Origin of the sequence: Streptomyces ruber, assembly GCF_014648075.1 — a bacterium.
Lineage (GTDB): Bacteria > Actinomycetota > Actinomycetes > Streptomycetales > Streptomycetaceae > Streptomyces > Streptomyces ruber.
The window spans coordinates 364,532-381,832 of record NZ_BMQK01000003.1 but is presented as its reverse complement, the minus strand read 5'-3'; the positions used below and the strand labels follow the sequence as shown (position 1 = coordinate 381,832).

The following is a 17,301-nucleotide window of genomic DNA, read 5'->3' as shown; positions in this document are numbered from 1 at the left end:
CCCGCCGGTACATGAACGCACACGGGAACCACCGGCCCGACACCTCCGCGGACCACCGGGCCGTCGAACGCCTCGTCCCCTCCTGGCTGCGGGAGACCGAACGGCACGACCCCGGGGCCGCGCGGGAGGCCCGCGGCGGCTGGGAGCGCGGCCGGCTGTCCGCGGACGCCGCGCAGGACCTCGCCACCTGGGTCACCGCCCGGGTCACGGACACCGGGTTCAACGAGGACGAGGGACCCCACGTCGACGGGCCTCTCCGTATCACCCCGGCCGACAAGGACGCCGTCCACCGCTGGCTCGCCGCGCAGGGGCACCGCGTGTGAGGTCACGCCTCGGGCTGCGCGGCCTCCGGGTCGCGGTCCGAGGCGGGCCAGAAGTACGGCAGGTCCTCCGGCACCTCGGAGAACAGGGGCTTGTAGTACTCCGGGTCCTTGCGCACGAGCGCCGACCGGTGGCTGATGTGCAGCGCGGGCTCGCCGAGCCAGGGCGGCAGTTCCCCCGCCTCGGCGAGTTCCGCCTGCGTGCGTACGTGGATGCCCGGGCGGTGGGCGGTGAGGTCGGCCACCAGCTTGGCCGCGCAGCTGTCCTGGTGCCCCTGGTCCCGCCAGACCCGGCACATCTGCAGCCCGTAGCGGACCAGCGCCTCCTCGTACCCCCTCCACATCCGTACGGCCGGATGGCGGCGCCAGCCGTAGCCCGGGACCGTCAGGCCGCGGAGCACCTGGAGGGTCTCCACCCGCTGCTTGCCGAGGCGGCGCATGTCCAGGGCGAGGGCCGACTCCGTGAAGTCGGCGTGGGTCAGGAATGTCTGCATGCTCTTGTCCGTACCGCGTCGTCCCGGTTCCGTACCGGGACGACGCCGGGTCAGGCGCTGCGGTCCCCCGCCCGGTTGCGGCGGGTCAGCGCGTACTGGACCCGGGTCAGCGAGGGCCGCGCGAGGTGTCCCCGCAGCGCGGCACGGGCGGCGTTGGCTCCGGGCGCCCCGTGCACGCCGCCGCCCGGGTGGGCGCTCGCGGACGCCAGGAAGAGGTTCTTCACCGGGGTCTCGGGACGGCCGGTGCCCGGCAGGGGGCGGAAGACGAGCTGCTGGTGCATGGCGGTGGTGCCGCCGTTGATGGCGCCGCCGTACAGGTTGGCGTTCATGGCCTGGAGCGTCGGCGGGGCGAGGATCCGGCGGGCGCGGATGCGGGACCGGAAGCCCGGCGCGAACCGCTCGACCTGCCGCTCGACCCGGTCGGCGAAGACCTCCTGCTCCTTGGCGTTCCAGGCTCCCGACAGACCTTCGTCGCCGGCGTCGCCCCTGATCTCGTGGGGTACGTGGGTGTACGCCCAGGCTGACTCGGTGCCCGCGGGCGAACGGGTGGCGTCGGAGGTCGTCATCTGGCCGAACAGCGTGAACGGCCGGTCCGGTACCTGGCGCATGGCGATCTGGGCGGCGAACCGGGTCAGTTCGTCGACCCCGTCCGCGAGGTGCACGGTGCCCGCCAGCGAGGCGTCGGGGGCCTGCCAGGGGACGGGGCCGTCGAGCGCCCAGTCCACCTTGAAGGTGGCGAAGTCCCACTCGAAGCGCCGCAGGTCGGCCAGGACCTGCGCCGGTACGTGGGCGCGGTCGATCAGGTCGCCGTAGAGGGCGGGCGCGGACACGTCCGCGAGGACGGCGCGGCGGGCGACCACCGGCTCGCCGTCGGCGGTCCACACCCCGACGGCCCGGCCCCGGCGGACCTCGACGCGGGAGACCCGCGTCCCGCACCGCAGCACACCGCCGCGTTCCTCCAGCCGCGAGACCAGTGCGGCGGTGAGGGCGCCGGAGCCGCCCTCGGGCACGGGGAAGCCGTACGTCTGGCCCAGCATGGACATCAGCCAGCCGAACCCGCCGCTGCCCGCGGCCTCGGGCGCGAGGTCGGCGTGCAGGGCGTTGCCGGCCAGCAGAAGTCTCCCGCCCTCGCCGCGGAACTCCTCGTCGCCGAGGCGCCGGACCGGCAGCACCAGCGACCGGGCCAGCCGCAGCCCGCCCGCGGCGTGCAGCCGGGCGGCGAGCTTCACCGTCGCGCGCACCGGCGGGAACGGGGTGAACAGCGCGTCCACCAGGTCGGGGCGCAGCCGCTCCCAGACGTCGTGCAGCTCGCGCCAGGCGGCGCCGTCCCCGTCGGCGAACGTTTCCAGGGAGGCGGCCGTGTCGTCCAGGTCCCGTCCGAGCACGGCGCAGCGGCCGTCGGACAAGGGGTGGGCCAGGACCCGCGGCGCGTGTCTCCAGTGCAGGCCGTGGCGCTCCAGCCGGAGCTCGGAGAGCACCGGGGACGCGGCGGCGAGCGGGTAGAACGAGCTGAAGAGGTCGTTGGTGAAGTCGGGGTGCACGCCGTTGTCGTGGCGGACCGCTCCCCCGGGTTCGTCCTGTTCCTCCAGCACCTCGACGCTCCACCCCTCGTCGGCGAGGAGATTGGCCGCGACGAGACCGTTGGGGCCGGCCCCGATCACCACGGCATCCGGCATGTTCGCCTCCTGCTTCTTTCTTCCGGACGGCATGTGTGTGGGTACGAGAAGCGCCGGGGGAGGTCCGCGGACGTCTCCCGGCGCCGGTGTGCCGGCGGGTCAGGGAACCGGCTGTGGCGTGGCCGCACGGCCGAGGCGGGGCATGCACTCGCAGATGTCGGCCAGGCGCTTGAGCATGGCGCGGTGCCGGATCTGGAGGGCGGCCTCCAGCGCCATGTTGTGCAGCCTGCCGCCGATGCCGCTCAGGGGGTGCTCGTCGATGAAGACGAGGGAGTCCTCGCCCCAGGGGCGCACCTCGATGGCGATCCGCGCGGAGCCGAACGGGCCCGCCTGGGCCTCGAGGCCCAGTTCCCGCCCCTCGTCGCAGAACCGGACGACCGTCTCGTTGTGCACGGCGAGGGGCCCGAGGCGGATCTCGTAGCGGATCGCGGCCCCCAGCCGGGGCCACTCTCCGTGGACCGGGTACGAGTCGGAGGTCCCGACGACCCATTCGGCGTACCGGGTGCCGTCGGCCAGTACGGCCCAGACATTGTCGGGACTGGTCCTGATCAGTCGGTGGCGAACGGCCAACGGAGCCTCCTGTGGCGCGCCTGCTCGGGAAGAGGGACCGGCCCCGGGTTCCCCGCCCGCCGCGCTTCAACCGGACGGACCGGCCTTCCCACCCGTCCACGGCCGAGGCACACGGCACGCGAACTCACCCCGGCGGCGCCGCCTCCCCGCCCGACCGCCGGTCGCGTGCCGCGCACGCCTGGCGGTCCGCCTCGCCGCCCGGGCCCAGCAGTCCGGTCGGGCGCAACGGGTCTCCGGCCGCCAGCCGCGGGATCTGCCGGCGCGCCACGCGGGACACGACGGGCGGCACCGCGGGACGGAACGCCTGGACGGCCACCAGCCATCGCGGTACGTACACGGAGGCCCGCCGGCGTTCCACCGCGCGGGCCAGCCGGACGGCGACCTTCTCCGTCGGGAGCGTGCGGTCGGACGGGGGCGGCATCAGGCCGCGCAGTCCGCGCATGACCGGGTAGCGGTCCGCGTCGCGGATCATGTCGGTGTCGGTCCAGCCGGGGTAGGCGATGCCCACCGCGACGCCCTGGTGGGCCACCTCGGCGCGCAGCGCGAACGCGAAGGCCTCCACGCCCGCCTTGGCCGCGCAGTACGCGCTCATCATGGGCGCCGCGCCGAGGGACGCCAGGGAGGCGACCTGGAGGTAGTAGCCGGCCGTGGCCACCAGGTCGGGCAGGAAGGTGCGGGCGGTGATCGCGCTGCCCGACAGGTCGACGTCGACCGCCCGCCGCCACGACGCCATGTCCACGTCGGCGAAGAGGCCGCCCTCGGCGACCCCGGCGTTGGCGACCACGACCGACGGCGGGCCCAGCGTCGCGCGTACCTGCCGGCCGGCGTCCGCCATGGCCGCCTCGTCGGTGACGTCCACCGCCCAGGCCGCCGCCCGGGTGGGCAGCGCGGCCGCCAGGGCCCGCAGCCGGTCCTCCTCGTGGCCCAGGAGGGCGACCCTGACGCCACGGCGGGCGAGCTCGTGCGCCAGGGCGGCGCCCAGTCCTCGTGCGGCGCCGGTCACGACGGCGGTGCGGTCCCGCAACGGCCCCTGTTTCACGCGCTGCTCCTCCTGTCGGCGGCCGGCGGCGTGTGGACGCCACCGGTACGGCACTCCCCCGGTCCGGCACGGGTTCCCTCCCGGAGCGGTTCCACCGTCACCGGTCACGGACGGCGGCTGGTCACGCGTGTGGCGGCGCCCGGGCCGGGGCACTCGGCCCGACCTGGACGGCGATTCCCCGACGGAGGTTCTTCATGACGGACAGCGACCGGTTGACGGGCGGCGACCGGCCCACGGACGGCGACCGGCCCTACGACGAGCACGGCAGGGTGCCCCTCGGGGGATACGCCCTGCTCGCGGGGACCTTCGTGAGCGGCGTCACCCTGTTCGCCCTGGCCGCGCGCAGGCGTGGCGTGCGGCTGCCCGACCGTGTCCCGCCGCTGGACCTGGCGCTGCTGGGCGCCGCGACGTTCAAGGTGTCGCGGCTGCTCACCAAGGACAAGATCACCAGCTTCGTACGGGCCCCCTTCACCCGCCGTGAGCGCGACGACAAGGCCGGCCAGGTGACGGACCAGCCCCGCGGGACCGGTCTCCAGCTGGCCATCGGCGACCTGCTCACCTGCCCCTTCTGCGCCTCCGCGTGGGCGGCCGGCACCCTGGTCGCCGGATACACCGCCGCGCCCCGGGCCACCCGCCTGGTCTGCGCGGGCCTCGGCGCGATCACGATGGCCGACTTCCTGCAGTACGCGTACACCTGGACGGAGCAGCACGCCGAGAAGTGAGCGGACCGTGTCCCTCACCGCGCTCTCCCGTCTCGGAACGCGCGGCGTGGGTACCCGGCGCCGTACGGGGCCGTGGTCGCTCCCCGTCACCACACCCGCATCACCATCCGTCCACCATCCGTCTCGGCGAACGGAGTCTCGTAATGACGCAGAACGCGGACGACGCAGTTCTGAGCACGGGCGCGGATCAGCCTGATCTGCCCCCGCTCGGCGTGCGCGCCGCACAGCTCGACGGGCATGGCGTGCACGAACACGAGCACGAGCTGCCCCGCGACCGCAACCAGGCGATCCTCGAAGCGGCCAAGCAGGTCGGCGCGCTGCTGAAACGCAGGGAGCACCCGTTCGCGCTGGCGGGCAGCGTCGCCGTCTACGCGCACGGCGGCAGCGGCAACCTCCAGCACGACGCGGACTTCTGCGTCCTTCCCGAGGACGCCGAAGCGGTGGCCGCCACGCTGCGGGAGGCCGGCCTGCTCGTGTACACGCCGCCCGAGGACTGGCTGATCAAGGCCAAGTGCCTCGGCCAGGACATCGACATCATCTTCGAACTGGCGCACCAGCCGGTCACCATGGAGATGCTCAAGCGGGCGGAGGAACTGCCCGTCGACTCGGTCCGCATGCCGGTACTCGCGCCCACCGACCTGATGAGGAGCCTGCTCGGCGCCTTCTCCGAGCACTACTGCGACTTCGGCTCGGTCCTGCCGATCGCGCGGGCGCTGCGGGAGAAGATCGACTGGGCCGAGGTCCGGCGCGACTGCGGGGCGGCGCCGATGCCCGCCGCCTTCCTGTTCCTCCTGGAACGGCTGGACGTCATCGGGCCGTACGAGGAGCACTGAGGACGAAGAGACTTGAGGACACCGATGAACGAGCGCAGCACACATCCCACGGACGACGCCCCGACGGCCGCGAACCTCGAGTACCGCGTCGCGCACCTGCGGGACCGCCTCGCCCGGGGGGACTCCGCCGAGCTCGGCGTGCGGGTGGAGGCCCGCGGCCCGGGCGTCCTGCTCACGGGCACGGTCCCCTCGGCGCAGTGCCGGGACCGGGTCCTCGCGGCCGCCGAGGAGGAACTGGCGGGGGTCCAGATCCACAGCGACATCCTGGTCGCTCAGACGGACTCGCCCGACCACGCGGAGGAGCTCTCATGATCAGGGTCGCCGCCGTAGGGGACATCCACATGGGCCCGGACAGCCGGGGAGCCCTCCGGCCCGCGTTCGACACCCTGCCCGAGTGCGCCGACATCCTGCTGCTGGCCGGCGACCTCACGCGGCACGGCACGCCGGAGGAGGCCCGGGTCGTGGCCGAGGAGGTCAGGGACCTGGCCGTGCCGGTCGTCGCCGTCCTCGGCAACCACGACCACCACGACGACCGGCCCGAGGAGGTCACCGAGATCCTCCAGGACGCGGGCGTCCACGTGCTGGAGGGGCGGGCGACCGTCGTGAGCACCGCCCACGGCCGGATCGGCGTGGCCGGCACCAAGGGCTTCGGCGGCGGTTTCGTGGGCCGCAACGCCGGGGAGTTCGGCGAGCCGATCATGAAGGAGTTCGTCCGGTACAGCCGCCGCTGCGCCGACGGGCTGCGCCGGTCGCTGGAGGAGCTCGGTGAGCAGGGGTGCGAGGTGCGCGTCGCCCTCACCCACTTCTCCCCCGTGCCCGAGACGCTGGCCGGGGAGCCGCTGGAGATCTACCCGTTCCTCGGCAGCTACCTGCTGGCGGAGGCCATCGACACCGCGGGCGCGGACCTCGCCGTCCACGGGCACGCCCACGCCGGTTCGGAGCACGGCATGACGAGCGGCGGCGTCCGCGTGCGCAACGTGGCGCAGCCCGTCATCCGGCGCGCCTTCAACGTGTACCACCTGCAGACCCCGGAACCGGCCGCGGCGGGCACCGGGGCGGGTGCCCCGGCCGGGCACGCGTGGCAGTCGGCCGACGACCCGGCGCCCGGGTTCATGACCTGACGGACTCCGGATGCCGGGACGAGGCGTCCCGGGCCCGTCCCCGCCGCGGCGACGGGCCCGGGGCGCCTCGTCCCGTGCGGCGCGCGGGGCGGATGACACACTGTCGGGATGGAAGAACGCGTAATCGAGAGATCGGGTCAGTGGGTGTCGGCCGTGGGCCTCGGCACCTGGCAACTGGGCGCCGACTGGGGCGACGTGGACGACCGGGAGGCCCAGTCGGTGCTGGAGGCGGCGGCCGAGTCCGGAGTGACCTTCTTCGACACGGCCGACGTGTACGGGGACGGGCGCAGCGAGCAGACCATCGCCGGTTTCCTGCGGAGCCGGCAGGACCTGCACGTGCTGGTCGCCACGAAGATGGGCCGCCGCGTCGAGCAGGTCCCCGAGAACTACGTGCTGGACAACTTCCGCGAGTGGAACGACCGTTCGCGGCGCAACCTGGGCGTCGACTGCATCGACCTGGTGCAGCTGCACTGCCCGCCGACGTCCGTCTACTCCTCGGACGCGGTGTTCGACGCCCTGGACACCCTGGTCGAGGACGGGCGCGTCGGCGCGTACGGCGTGAGCGTGGAGACCTGCGCGGAGGCGCTCACCGCGATCCGGCGGCCGAACGTGGCGAGCGTTCAGATTATCCTCAACCCGTTCCGTATGAAGCCGCTGCTGGAGGTCCTCCCGGCGGCCCGGGAGGCGGGCGTGGGCATCATCGCGCGGGTGCCGCTGGCCTCCGGTCTGCTGTCGGGCCGGTACACCAAGGACACGGTGTTCCCGGAGAACGACCACCGCACGTTCAACCTGCACGGCGAGTCGTTCGACCGGGGCGAGACCTTCTCGGGTGTCGACTACGCGACGGGCGTGGAGGCCGCGGCGGAGTTCGCCGCGCTCGCTCCGGAGGGGTACACCCCGGCCCAGCTGGCACTGCGCTGGATCATCCAGCAGCCGGGCGTCACCACCGTCATCCCCGGAGCGCGCTCGCCCGAGCAGGCCCGGGCCAACGCGGCCGCCGCCAAGCTGCCGCCGCTCTCCGAGGACACGCTGACCGCGATCCGCGACCTGTACGACCGGCGGATCAAGGACCAGGTCGAGGGGCGCTGGTAGGCCCGCCCGCACGGAGGGGGAGCGGCGCCGGGTGCGCCGCTCCCCCTCCGTGACCGGGTACGGCCCCGCGGCCGGCGGTCAGGCGCGGCCGCCGATCCACCGCGCGACGGGACCGTACGAGTGACGCTCCACGCGACGGCCCGCCGCGTAGGACGCGGCGGTCAGCGCGGTGATGCCCACGCCCACGCCCGCGGCGACCAGCTTGCGGTGCTGGATCACCGTCCAGGCCGTCTTCGCGCCGGCCGCGACCTGGCCCGAGGCCGTGACGAGCGCCTGACGGCCCGTCTCGACGCCCTTGGCGGCGGTCTGCGCGACCCCGGTCGTCGCGGCGGCCGTCCGGTCGGCGGCGGACACGGTGGCGGACTTCGCCGCCTTCGCCGCGCCGTCCGCCTTCGCGGCGGCGGCCTCCGCGGTCGGGGAGGCGGGAGCCGTCGCCTTGTCCGCGGCCCGCCGGGCCTTGGACGCGGTCGTCCGCGCGGCGGTGTCGGTCTTCCGGCTCGTGTTCTCGTTCGCTCCACTCATGGACAACCGCTTTGCCCCGAGCCGGGGCGCCAAACACGCCCCGGCACGGCGGTAACACACGTCCCGCTCGGGCGCCGTCCTCCCGTCCGGCCTCTCCCGCGTGCCGGTCCGTGTCGGTTGCCGCAGCCTGGATACGCGAACCGGGAGCATCCTGTCCCCCCGCGGAAGGCCAACGACCTCATGGGCAGCCGGCACCACACACGCGACGACGCCGCCACGGCCGCGGCGGACCGCCACCACTCGCAGGTGACGCTTCATGTCAACGGCACACCACGCACCCTGACCCTCGACCACCGGCGGGCGCTGCTGGACGTCCTGCGCGAGGACCTGGACCTCACGGGCGCCAAGAAGGGCTGCGACCACGGCCAGTGCGGTGCCTGCACCGTCCTGGTCGACGGGCGCCGGGTCAACAGCTGTCTGCAGCTCGCCGTCGCGCTGGACGGGAGCGAGGTCGTCACCGTGGAGGGGCTGGGCGACGGCGGGATGCACCCGCTCCAGCAGGCGTTCCTTGACCGCGACGCCTTCCAGTGCGGCTACTGCACCCCAGGGCAGATCTGCTCCGCCCTCGGCGCGATCGACGAGGCCCGGGCGGGCCACCCGTCGCACGTCACGGACCCCGGCACGCCGTCGGGGCGGCCGATGCCGCTCGGCCGGGAGGAGATCCGCGAGCGGCTCAGCGGCAACCTCTGCCGCTGCGGCGCCTATCCGCACATCGTCGACGCGGTCGAGGACGTGATCCGGTGAAGGCCTTCGCCTACGTACGGGCCGGCAGCGTCGAGGAGGCCACCGAGGCGTACGCGGCCCATCCCGGCGCCAAGTACCTCGGCGGCGGCACCAACCTCGTCGACCTGATGAAACTCGGCGTGGAGCAGCCCGGTGCCCTCATCGACGTCGGCCGGCTGCCGCTGGACGCCGTGGAGGAGCTGCCCGACGGCTCGCTGCGCATCGGGGCCACGGTCCGCAACAGCGATGTGGCCGCCCACCCCGCCGTCCGCGACCGCTGGCCGGCGCTGTCCCAGGCGCTGCTCGCGGGCGCCTCCGGGCAGTTGCGCAACGCGGCGACGACGGGCGGCAACCTGCTCCAGCGCACCCGCTGCCCGTACTTCCAGGACGTCACCAAGCCCTGCAACAAGCGGCAGCCCGGCAGTGGCTGCGCCGCCCTGGAGGGCGTCCACCGCGACCACGCGGTGCTGGGGCACTCCGAGACCTGCGTCGCCACCCACCCGTCCGACATGGCGGTGGCGCTCGCGGCCCTGGACGCCCGCGTCGAGCTGTACGGCGCGGACGGCACCCGGAGCGTGCCCGCGGCCCGGTTCCACCGGCTGCCCGGCGACCGCCCGGAGCGGGACACGGAGATCCGGCCCGGGGAGCTGGTCACGGGTGTGGTGCTGCCGGCGGCCACCGCCGGTCTGCCGTCCCTGTACCGCAAGGCCCGCGACCGCGCCTCGTACGCCTTCGCCCTCGCCTCCGTCGCCGCCGTCCTGCGCGTGGAGGACGGGGTCGTCCGGCACGCGGGCATCGCGTTCGGCGGGCTGGCGCACCGGCCGTGGCGGGCCGAGCGGGCCGAGGCCGCGCTGCTGGGCGCGGCGCCCACCGAGGCCGCGTTCGGACACGCCCTCGACCTGGAGCTGGCGGCCGCCCGGCCGCTCCGGGACAACGCCTTCAAGGTGCCGCTGGCCCGCAACGTCGGCGTGGACGTCCTCACCCGCCTGGTCCCGCCCACCGTGGCCTGACCGTTCCTCCCCGGACTGCCGAGTCTTCGCGAGCTTCGCAAGGAGAATTCCATGGCCGACCCCCTGGCCGCGCACCACACCGCCACCGGCGCCCCCGCCGAGCGCCGGGAAGGACGGCAGAAAGTGACCGGCACCGCCCGGTACGCCGCGGAGCACCCGCTGCCCGGGCGGGCCCACGCCTGGCCCGTGCAGGCCGCGGTCGCCCGCGGCCGGGTGCGCGCCGTCGACACCTCGGACGCCCTGTCCATGCCGGGCGTCCTGGCCGTGCTCACCCACGAGAACGCGCCCCGGCTGGGCGAACAGGACGACGCCACGCTCGCCGTCCTGCAGGACGACCGGGTGCCCCACCGCGGCTGGTTCGTCGCCCTGGTGGTCGCCGAGACGTTGGAGCAGGCGCGCGACGCCGCCGCCGAGGTCCACGTCGACTACGCGGCGGAGGACCACGACGTGCTCCTCACGGCGGACCACCCGGCGGCGTACGTCCCCGAGGAGGCCAACGGCGGGAACCCCGCCACCCGGGAGCGGGGCACGCCCGACGCGGACTTCGCCGCCGCGCCCGTCCGCATCGACGCCGTCTACCGGGTGCCGCCCCTGCACAACCACCCGATGGAGCCGCACACGTCCACCGCCCACTGGGACGGCGACCGTCTCACCGTGCACACCTCCAGCCAGGGCACCACGGCCGTGCGCCGGACCCTCGCGGCGCTGTTCGGGCTGGACGAGGAGCGGATCACCGTCACCGCCGAGCACGTCGGCGGCGGCTTCGGGTCGAAGGGGACGCCGCGCCCCGACGTGGTGCTGGCCACGATGGCCGCCCGGCGGGCGGGCCGGCCGGTCACCGTCTCCCTGCCCCGCCGCCAGCTGGCCACCGTCGTGGGGCACCGCGCCCCCACCGTGCAGCGCCTGCGGCTGGGCGCGGACCGGGACGGCCGGCTGACCTCCCTCATCCACGAGGTGGACACCCACACCTCGCGCCTCAAGGAGTTCGTGGAGCAGGCCGCCGTGCCGTCCCGCGTCATGTACGGCTCACCGCACAGCCGCACCCTCCACCGGGTGACACCGCTGGACGTGCCGAGCCCGTCCTGGATGCGCGCGCCCGGCGAGGCCCCGGGGATGTACGCCCTGGAGTCTGCCATGGACGAGCTGGCCGACGCGCTCGGGACGGACCCGGTCGAGCTGCGGATCGTCAACGACACGGCGCACGAGCCCGACAGCGGCAAGCCCTTCAGCAGCCGGCACCTGGCCGAGTGCCTGCGGGAGGGCGCCCGCCGCTTCGACTGGGCCGGCCGTGCGGTGCGGGCGCGGGCCTCCACCGGGAACCTGCTGGTGGGCTCGGGCGTCGCATCCGCCACCTACCCGGTGATGGTGTCGCCGTCGACCGCGTCCGCGCACGCGCTGCCCGACGGCTCCTTCGCGGTGCGGATCAACGCCACCGACATAGGGACGGGCGCCCGCACGGTCCTCGCCCAGGTCGCCGCGGACGCCCTGGGCACACCGCTGGACCGGGTGCGCATCGAGGTCGGCAACAGCGACCTGCCCACGGCACCGCTGGCCGGCGGCTCGTCCGGCACGGCGTCCTGGGGCTGGGCCGTGCACGAGGCGTGCACACGGCTGACGGAGCGGCTGGCCGCCCACAGCGGCCCCCTGCCCGCGGACGGGCTGGACGCCCGCGCCGACACCACCGGCACGGCCGACGCGGACAGCCCCTACGCCCGGCACTCCTTCGGCGCCCACTTCGCGGAGGTCGCCGTCGACACGGTCACCGGGGAGGTGCGCGTCCGCCGGCTGCTCAGCGTGTTCGCCGCCGGCCGCATCCTCAACGAGCGCACCGCCCGCTCCCAGTTCATCGGCGGCATGACCATGGGGCTGGGCATGGCGCTGACCGAGAGCAGCACGGTGGACGCGTCCTTCGGCGACTTCGCCGAGCGCGACCTGGCCTCCTACCACGTGCCCGTCCACGCCGACGTGCCCGCGATCGAGGCGCACTGGATCGACGAGCACGACCCCCACCTCAACCCCATGGGCAGCAAGGGGATCGGCGAGATCGGCATCGTCGGCACGGCGGCGGCCATCGGCAACGCCGTCCACCACGCCACCGGTGTCCGCTTCCGCGAGCTGCCGCTCACGCCGGACCGGATCCTCACCGCCCTCCGGGAACGGCGTCACGCTCCGCACGCGGCGATGACATGATCCATGTGCCGGATGCCCTCCCGTCACTCCATTGACGTGGGCGGACCATACTGGGAGGCGCATCCGACTTCCATCTGTTCCATCTGCTCAGAGAGAACCATGGCGAAATCCCCCGCTGTCCGTGCCACGGCTCCCGACAGCGTCTGGCTGGCGCGCGGGCGCCATACGGGCTCCCCCGCCGAGGAACTGGTCCGCCGCCGTCTGGCGGAGCTGAAGAGCGCCGGAGTGATCCAGGACCATCTGGAGTTCGACGGCCCGGACGAGACGCCCGGGCGGCACGTCTTCGAGGCCCGCTGGCTGGTCGACGGCGACATCGTGGTACGGGCCCGCCTCACGGTGGGCCCGCCGGACGGCGCGGACGGCGCACGGGAGTGGGTGCTCGCGGCGGAGGCCGAGTGGTCCTGGAAGCTCGACTGGCCGTCCCCCGCCACCGTCTTCTGGCCCGGGACCGCCGGGGACACGGCCGACGACGCCGCCTGGGACCAGGACGTGGTGCCGGGGCTCCGCCTGCGTGCGGCGAACCGGCTGCCCGCGGACGAGAAGCAGCTGCGGCGCCTGCTCAGGGACTGCGCGCGGCACAGCGGGAACATCCACGTCGTCGTGCACGAGGCCATGACGCCCGACGAGCGCGGGCTGCGGCCGCTGACCCCGATGCTGCCGCCCGGGCTGCGGCACCGCGTCGTCGAGCACCGGGCCGCCCCGGACCAGTTCCAGGTGGTCAACTGGGCGCTCGGCGACCTGGGCGTGCGGCTGCCGCGCGGCGGGGCCGTCGTGCTGCCGGGCACGCCCGCGCGGCCCGGTCACGACGCGGAGGAGTTCGCGGTCCGGACCGTGTTCCTCGACGGCTCGGAACCCACCGAGCTGATCGACACGGTGGTGCGGTACGCCGCGCTGCCCGAGCCCCTTTCCGCGTGGGCCGAGGAGGCGGTCACCGAGCTGCGCGAGCAGTGGCACCTGCTGACCGTCGAGGAGGAGCTGGATCACGCCCGCCGCCTCGTGGCCGCGTACGCGGAGGCCCTGGAGGCCATGACGAAGTCGCGGGACCTGTACCGGGAGGCCGCCGACCGTGCCCACGAGGCGCTGGCCGTGTACCGGGAGGAGGGGCACGGCCCGGTTCCGGCGCCGCGCGAGGAGCCCCGCCCACGTGAACGTTTCTCCCTGCGCACGCTGACGAAATCACTCGAACGTGCGCGAGCGGGCCACACGCCGTCCTCCGGTACGCCCGGCCCCGGGCCCGGCGGCGAGGGCGTCAAGGAGAGCACGTAACATGGTGCGACAGTGCCCTGGGGCCATAAAAGCGGTTGATGAGGTCATAGATCTGACCTGCATACCAGCTTAGGGTCACCTTAGTTTAGGGTTGCCTGCGAGTCGTATTCACCGCTCGAAGGGAACTGATCATGCCCCGCCCCCTGCGGGTAGCCATTGTCGGAGCCGGCCCCGCCGGGATCTACGCCGCCGACGCGCTGCTGAAGTCCGACGTGGCCGCCGACCCCGGTGTGTCCATCGACCTCTTCGAGCGGATGCCCGCGCCGTTCGGGCTGATCCGCTACGGCGTGGCCCCCGACCACCCGCGCATCAAGGGCATCATCACCGCCCTGCACCAGGTGCTCGACAAGCCGCAGATCCGTCTCTTCGGCAACGTCGACTACCCGCGCGACATCAACCTGGACGACCTGCGGGCCTTCTACGACGCGGTGATCTTCTCCACCGGTGCGACGGCCGACCGCGCGCTCGACATCCCCGGCATCGAGCTGGCCGGCTCCTACGGCGCCGCCGACTTCGTCTCCTGGTACGACGGCCACCCCGACGTGCCGCGGACCTGGCCGCTGGAGGCCGAGAAGGTCGCCGTCCTCGGCGTCGGCAACGTCGCGCTCGACGTGGCCCGCATCCTCGCCAAGACGGCGGACGAGCTGCTGCCGACCGAGATCCCGCCGAACGTGTACGACGGTCTGAAGGCCAACAAGGCGGTGGAGATCCACGTCTTCGGCCGCCGCGGACCGGCGCAGGCGAAGTTCAGCCCCATGGAGCTGCGGGAGCTGGACCACTCCCCCAGCATCGAGGTCATCGTCGACCCCGAGGACATCGACTACGACGAGGGCTCGATAGCCACCCGGCGCGGCAACAAGCAGGCCGACATGGTCGCCAAGACCCTGGAGAACTGGGCGATCCGCGACGTCGGCGACCGTCCGCACAAACTGTTCCTGCACTTCTTCGAGTCGCCCGCCGAGATCCTCGGCGAGGACGGCCGGGTCGTCGGCCTGCGCACCGAGCGCACCGAGCTCGACGGCACCGGCAACGTGAAGGGCACCGGCACCTTCAAGGACTGGGACGTCACCGCGGTCTACCGGGCCGTCGGCTACCTCTCCGACAAGCTGCCCAAGCTGCCCTGGGACGTCGAGACCGGCACGGTGCCCGACGAGGGCGGCCGGGTCATCGAGGAGGGCGGCACCCACCTGCAGTCCACGTACGTCACCGGCTGGATCCGGCGCGGTCCGGTGGGCCTGATCGGGCACACCAAGGGCGACGCCAACGAGACGGTCGCCAACCTCCTGGACGACTTCGCGAACGGCCGGCTGCACACGCCGACCGCGCCCGCCGAGGAGGCCGTGGACGCCTTCCTCGCCGAGCGGAACGTCCGCTTCACCACCTGGGAGGGCTGGTACAAGCTGGACGCCGCGGAGAAGGCGCAGGGCGAGCCGCACGGCCGCGAGCGCGTGAAGTACGTCGAGCGCGAGGACATGCTCCGGGAGAGCGGCGCATAGGTCCTTCCGGACACGGGCGACCGTGGCCGACGACGGGCGGGATCCTCCACGAGGGTCCCGCCTTTCGCGTGCGCGCCGGGTCACGGCATAGGCTCGAAGGATGGCCAAGTACTTCGACGTGCACCCGGACAACCCCCAGCCGCGCACCATCCGCCAGCTGGCCGACAGCATCCGCGAGGGGGCGCTCGTCGCCTACCCCACGGACTCCTGCTACGCCTTGGGGTGCCGGCTCGGCAGCCGTGACGGCATCGAGCGCATCCGGGCGATCCGGCAGCTCGACGACCGGCACCACTTCACCCTCGTGTGCGAGGACTTCGCGCAGCTGGGGCAGTTCGTCCGCGTCGACAAGGACGTGTACCGGGCCGTCAAGGCGGCCACGCCCGGCAGTTACACCTTCATCCTGCCCGCGACGAAGGAGGTGCCGCGCCGGCTGCTCCACCCGAGGAAGAAGACCGTCGGCGTACGCATCCCCGGCCACGTCGTGACCCAGTCCCTGCTCGCCGAGCTCGGCGAACCCCTGCTCTCCAGCACGCTGCTGCTGCCCGACGAGAAGGAACCGCTGACCCAGGGCTGGGAGATCAAGGAGCGCCTCGACCACGTGGTGGACGCGGTGGTCGACTCCGGTGACTGCGGCACCGAGCCCACGACGGTCATCGACTTCTCCGGCGGCGAGCCCGAGATCGTCCGCCGCGGGGCGGGCGACACCTCCCGGTTCGAGTGACGCGACGGGCCGCCGCGGCTCAGGTCTGCCGCAGCGGCGCGTACGCGTCGGCGTCCAGGCCGAACGTCCAGGCCACCCCCTCCCGGGCGGTACGCGTCCTGGGCGGCACCCGCAGCCAGTAGGTGCGGTACGTGCCGTCCGGCTCGGGCGTCGCGTTGACGACCTCGACCATGACCACGTCCTCGTCGCCGGGCAGGGGTATGCGCCAGAGCACGCCCGTCCCGTCCCGGTGCACCGGCTCCGCCCCGGACTCCGCCAGGTAGCGGTCGTAGCCGTAGTGCTCGAGCATCACGCGGCGCAGTTCCGCGTTCCCCTCGGTCCGGATGCTCTCCGGCGTCAGTGAGGTGAGCTCGTCGAGGAACGCACCGGGCACGGGCATCCCGCGCCAGGCGTACAGGGCGAACCCGTCGGCGTAGGCGAGGGCGGGGCCGTCGCCGCGGTCCAGGCGGCCCGCCTCGTCGCGGTGGAGCGCGGTGGGCCGCTCGCCGATCACCGCCACGTTCTCGTACGGCCACCACCAGCCGGCCGTGCGGGCCACCTCGGCCAGTCCGCGCAGCCCGGACTTAGGGCCGGTGCCGAGGGCGGACAGCCAGGCCGCGTCGTGCTGGCCGAGGACCGCGTCCAGCAGGAGCAGCCGGATCCGGGACTCCTCCGCCCGGTCCGGCTCCGGGACCAGCGCCTCGACGACGCCCCGGCGGACCCGGTCGACAAGCGGGCGGGCGGCTTCCCACAGGCTCTCGCCCGTGGCGCGCCAGTGCTCGCTCCAGCCCGTCGGCCCGAGCTCCGCGTGCAGACGGTCCCGTTCGGCGGCGATCGGTACGTCGCGCAGCGCGTCCCGGACGCTCGCCCCCTTGTGCGGGAGCGGCTCACCGGCCTCCGTCCGCTCCCCCGACAGCAGCCGCACCGCCTCCAGCGGTGAGCGGGCCCAGACGATCCGCGCGGGTGCGTCGAGCCCCGCCGACCGGTAGGCGAGCCCGACACCGGCCTCTGCCGCCGCCCGGTCACCCGGTCCCGTGGCCGCCGCCACCGCCCGCCAGTCCGACTGCTCCGTCACGCCGTTTTCCTCCTCGATGTGCATGTTCTGTTCCCGTCCGGCCCGACGGTGCGTCAGTCCGCGACGATCCGTACCGAGCCCGGCACGTACTCGCGCTGCCGCACGACGCGGTACCAGCCCTTCGGCAGGGAGATCGCCGCGTGTTCCTCGTGCACCACCCGCGCGCCCTCCGGGACGTGCAGCAGCATCGGTCCGGTGGCGCCCGCCTCGCGGACCAGCCGGCCCGGGCCCACCACGGCGTGCGCGTGCCCGGTGACCTCGCCGAGGGCGAGGACGAGCCGGCCGCGGGTGTCGCGCGGCTGTGACGGCGCGTCCCGTACGTGCTCGGGAACGGCGTCCGCCGCCAGCGGAACGATCAGGACGTCGCCTTGCCGGTACATGGGTCTCCCTCCGGTCGGGGCACGCGGTGTGCCATGCCGAGGACCGTAGGGGCAGCCACTGACAATCGCCCA

General features: G+C 74.0%; 19 protein-coding genes. 12 read left to right on the top strand and 7 right to left on the bottom strand.

The genetic code is table 11. The features are described 5' to 3' along the window. The first annotated feature begins 11 nt into the window (after positions 1-11). Positions 12-323 carry a hypothetical protein gene (locus IEZ04_RS09935; RefSeq protein ID WP_189216361.1) on the top strand — a complete coding sequence of 104 codons (312 nt, stop codon included), beginning with the start codon at positions 12-14 and terminating at the stop codon, positions 321-323. Between the two features lie 2 nt (positions 324-325). Here the strand turns inward: IEZ04_RS09935 and IEZ04_RS09930 are convergent, their stop codons facing one another. The 4 genes from IEZ04_RS09930 to IEZ04_RS09915 all read right to left on the bottom strand — a co-directional run bounded on the left by IEZ04_RS09930 (position 326) and on the right by IEZ04_RS09915 (position 4,099). After that, positions 326-814 (bottom strand): MSMEG_6728 family protein, encoded by a 489-nt coding sequence (locus IEZ04_RS09930; RefSeq protein WP_189216360.1) that lies wholly within the window; start codon positions 812-814, stop codon positions 326-328. Between the two features lie 50 nt (positions 815-864). Then, positions 865-2,490, bottom strand: coding sequence for a phytoene desaturase family protein (locus IEZ04_RS09925; RefSeq protein ID WP_189216359.1), 1,626 nt, complete (start codon positions 2,488-2,490; stop codon positions 865-867). Positions 2,491-2,589: 99 nt separating this feature from the next. Next, positions 2,590-3,060 carry an SRPBCC family protein gene (locus tag IEZ04_RS09920; protein ID WP_189216358.1) on the bottom strand — a complete coding sequence of 157 codons (471 nt, stop codon included), beginning with the start codon at positions 3,058-3,060 and terminating at the stop codon, positions 2,590-2,592. Positions 3,061-3,184: 124 nt separating this feature from the next. Beyond that, positions 3,185-4,099, bottom strand: a complete 915-nt coding sequence (locus IEZ04_RS09915; protein ID WP_189216357.1) for an SDR family oxidoreductase — start codon at positions 4,097-4,099, stop codon at positions 3,185-3,187. A gap of 194 nt (positions 4,100-4,293) precedes the next feature. Here IEZ04_RS09915 and IEZ04_RS09910 point away from each other — a divergent pair, with 194 nt between their 5' ends. The 5 genes from IEZ04_RS09910 (at position 4,294) to IEZ04_RS09890 (ending at position 7,867) form a co-directional block, all read left to right on the top strand. Beyond that, positions 4,294-4,821 carry a DUF1360 domain-containing protein gene (locus IEZ04_RS09910; RefSeq protein ID WP_189216356.1) on the top strand — a complete coding sequence of 176 codons (528 nt, stop codon included), beginning with the start codon at positions 4,294-4,296 and terminating at the stop codon, positions 4,819-4,821. A 143-nt stretch (positions 4,822-4,964) separates the two neighbouring features. Continuing rightward, positions 4,965-5,654, top strand: a complete 690-nt coding sequence (locus tag IEZ04_RS09905; protein ID WP_189216355.1) for a hypothetical protein — start codon at positions 4,965-4,967, stop codon at positions 5,652-5,654. Positions 5,655-5,678: 24 nt separating this feature from the next. Continuing rightward, positions 5,679-5,966 carry a BON domain-containing protein gene (locus IEZ04_RS09900; RefSeq protein ID WP_189216354.1) on the top strand — a complete coding sequence of 96 codons (288 nt, stop codon included), beginning with the start codon at positions 5,679-5,681 and terminating at the stop codon, positions 5,964-5,966. Continuing rightward, the gene (locus IEZ04_RS09895) at positions 5,963-6,775 is read left to right on the top strand and encodes a metallophosphoesterase family protein (RefSeq protein WP_189216353.1); all 813 of its coding nucleotides are present in this window, start codon (positions 5,963-5,965) and stop codon (positions 6,773-6,775) included. Before IEZ04_RS09900 ends, IEZ04_RS09895 begins: the two co-directional genes overlap by 4 nt. A 108-nt stretch (positions 6,776-6,883) precedes the next feature. Further along, positions 6,884-7,867 (top strand): aldo/keto reductase, encoded by a 984-nt coding sequence (locus IEZ04_RS09890; protein ID WP_189216352.1) that lies wholly within the window; start codon positions 6,884-6,886, stop codon positions 7,865-7,867. A 78-nt stretch (positions 7,868-7,945) separates the two neighbouring features. Here the strand turns inward: IEZ04_RS09890 and IEZ04_RS09885 are convergent, their stop codons facing one another. Continuing rightward, positions 7,946-8,389, bottom strand: coding sequence for a hypothetical protein (locus tag IEZ04_RS09885; protein WP_189216351.1), 444 nt, complete (start codon positions 8,387-8,389; stop codon positions 7,946-7,948). 180 nt (positions 8,390-8,569) lie between these two features. On the opposite strand from IEZ04_RS09885, the gene IEZ04_RS09880 reads away from it, so the two are divergent. The 6 genes from IEZ04_RS09880 (at position 8,570) to IEZ04_RS09855 (ending at position 15,795) form a co-directional block, all read left to right on the top strand. After that, entirely contained in the window at positions 8,570-9,133 is a 564-nt protein-coding gene (locus IEZ04_RS09880) for a 2Fe-2S iron-sulfur cluster-binding protein (RefSeq protein WP_189216350.1), read from the top strand. Next, positions 9,130-10,122 (top strand): FAD binding domain-containing protein, encoded by a 993-nt coding sequence (locus IEZ04_RS09875; RefSeq protein WP_189216349.1) that lies wholly within the window; start codon positions 9,130-9,132, stop codon positions 10,120-10,122. Before IEZ04_RS09880 ends, IEZ04_RS09875 begins: the two co-directional genes overlap by 4 nt. Positions 10,123-10,173: 51 nt before the next feature. After that, positions 10,174-12,312: a xanthine dehydrogenase family protein molybdopterin-binding subunit gene (locus IEZ04_RS09870; protein WP_189216348.1), complete on the top strand. Its 2,139-nt coding sequence runs from the start codon at positions 10,174-10,176 to the stop codon at positions 12,310-12,312. A gap of 99 nt (positions 12,313-12,411) precedes the next feature. After that, positions 12,412-13,578 (top strand): hypothetical protein, encoded by a 1,167-nt coding sequence (locus IEZ04_RS09865; protein WP_189216347.1) that lies wholly within the window; start codon positions 12,412-12,414, stop codon positions 13,576-13,578. Positions 13,579-13,709: 131 nt separating this feature from the next. After that, positions 13,710-15,074 (top strand): FAD-dependent oxidoreductase, encoded by a 1,365-nt coding sequence (locus tag IEZ04_RS09860; protein WP_189216346.1) that lies wholly within the window; start codon positions 13,710-13,712, stop codon positions 15,072-15,074. Positions 15,075-15,174: 100 nt separating this feature from the next. After that, entirely contained in the window at positions 15,175-15,795 is a 621-nt protein-coding gene (locus tag IEZ04_RS09855; RefSeq protein ID WP_189216345.1) for an L-threonylcarbamoyladenylate synthase, read from the top strand. 19 nt (positions 15,796-15,814) lie between these two features. Here the strand turns inward: IEZ04_RS09855 and IEZ04_RS09850 are convergent, their stop codons facing one another. Beyond that, positions 15,815-16,849, bottom strand: a complete 1,035-nt coding sequence (locus tag IEZ04_RS09850) for a DUF6745 domain-containing protein (protein ID WP_189216344.1) — start codon at positions 16,847-16,849, stop codon at positions 15,815-15,817. Positions 16,850-16,902: 53 nt separating this feature from the next. Next, entirely contained in the window at positions 16,903-17,229 is a 327-nt protein-coding gene (locus IEZ04_RS09845) for a DUF8820 family protein (RefSeq protein ID WP_189216343.1), read from the bottom strand. Positions 17,230-17,301 lie beyond the last annotated feature (72 nt).

Bases quoted from the DNA above. Each gene is read 5' to 3' on its own strand.
- IEZ04_RS09935 (WP_189216361.1), top strand. From the start codon at position 12: ATGAACGCACACGGGAACCACCGGCCCGACACCTCCGCGGACCACCGG.
- IEZ04_RS09890 (WP_189216352.1), top strand. From the start codon at position 6,884: ATGGAAGAACGCGTAATCGAGAGATCGGGTCAGTGGGTGTCGGCCGTG.
- IEZ04_RS09860 (WP_189216346.1), top strand. From the start codon at position 13,710: ATGCCCCGCCCCCTGCGGGTAGCCATTGTCGGAGCCGGCCCCGCCGGG.
- IEZ04_RS09925 (WP_189216359.1), bottom strand. From the start codon at position 2,490: ATGCCGGATGCCGTGGTGATCGGGGCCGGCCCCAACGGTCTCGTCGCG.
- IEZ04_RS09880 (WP_189216350.1), top strand. From the start codon at position 8,570: ATGGGCAGCCGGCACCACACACGCGACGACGCCGCCACGGCCGCGGCG.
- IEZ04_RS09900 (WP_189216354.1), top strand. From the start codon at position 5,679: ATGAACGAGCGCAGCACACATCCCACGGACGACGCCCCGACGGCCGCG.
- IEZ04_RS09930 (WP_189216360.1), bottom strand. From the start codon at position 814: ATGCAGACATTCCTGACCCACGCCGACTTCACGGAGTCGGCCCTCGCC.
- IEZ04_RS09855 (WP_189216345.1), top strand. From the start codon at position 15,175: ATGGCCAAGTACTTCGACGTGCACCCGGACAACCCCCAGCCGCGCACC.
- IEZ04_RS09905 (WP_189216355.1), top strand. From the start codon at position 4,965: ATGACGCAGAACGCGGACGACGCAGTTCTGAGCACGGGCGCGGATCAG.
- IEZ04_RS09845 (WP_189216343.1), bottom strand. From the start codon at position 17,229: ATGTACCGGCAAGGCGACGTCCTGATCGTTCCGCTGGCGGCGGACGCC.
- IEZ04_RS09870 (WP_189216348.1), top strand. From the start codon at position 10,174: ATGGCCGACCCCCTGGCCGCGCACCACACCGCCACCGGCGCCCCCGCC.
- IEZ04_RS09910 (WP_189216356.1), top strand. From the start codon at position 4,294: ATGACGGACAGCGACCGGTTGACGGGCGGCGACCGGCCCACGGACGGC.
- IEZ04_RS09865 (WP_189216347.1), top strand. From the start codon at position 12,412: ATGGCGAAATCCCCCGCTGTCCGTGCCACGGCTCCCGACAGCGTCTGG.
- IEZ04_RS09885 (WP_189216351.1), bottom strand. From the start codon at position 8,389: ATGAGTGGAGCGAACGAGAACACGAGCCGGAAGACCGACACCGCCGCG.
- IEZ04_RS09895 (WP_189216353.1), top strand. From the start codon at position 5,963: ATGATCAGGGTCGCCGCCGTAGGGGACATCCACATGGGCCCGGACAGC.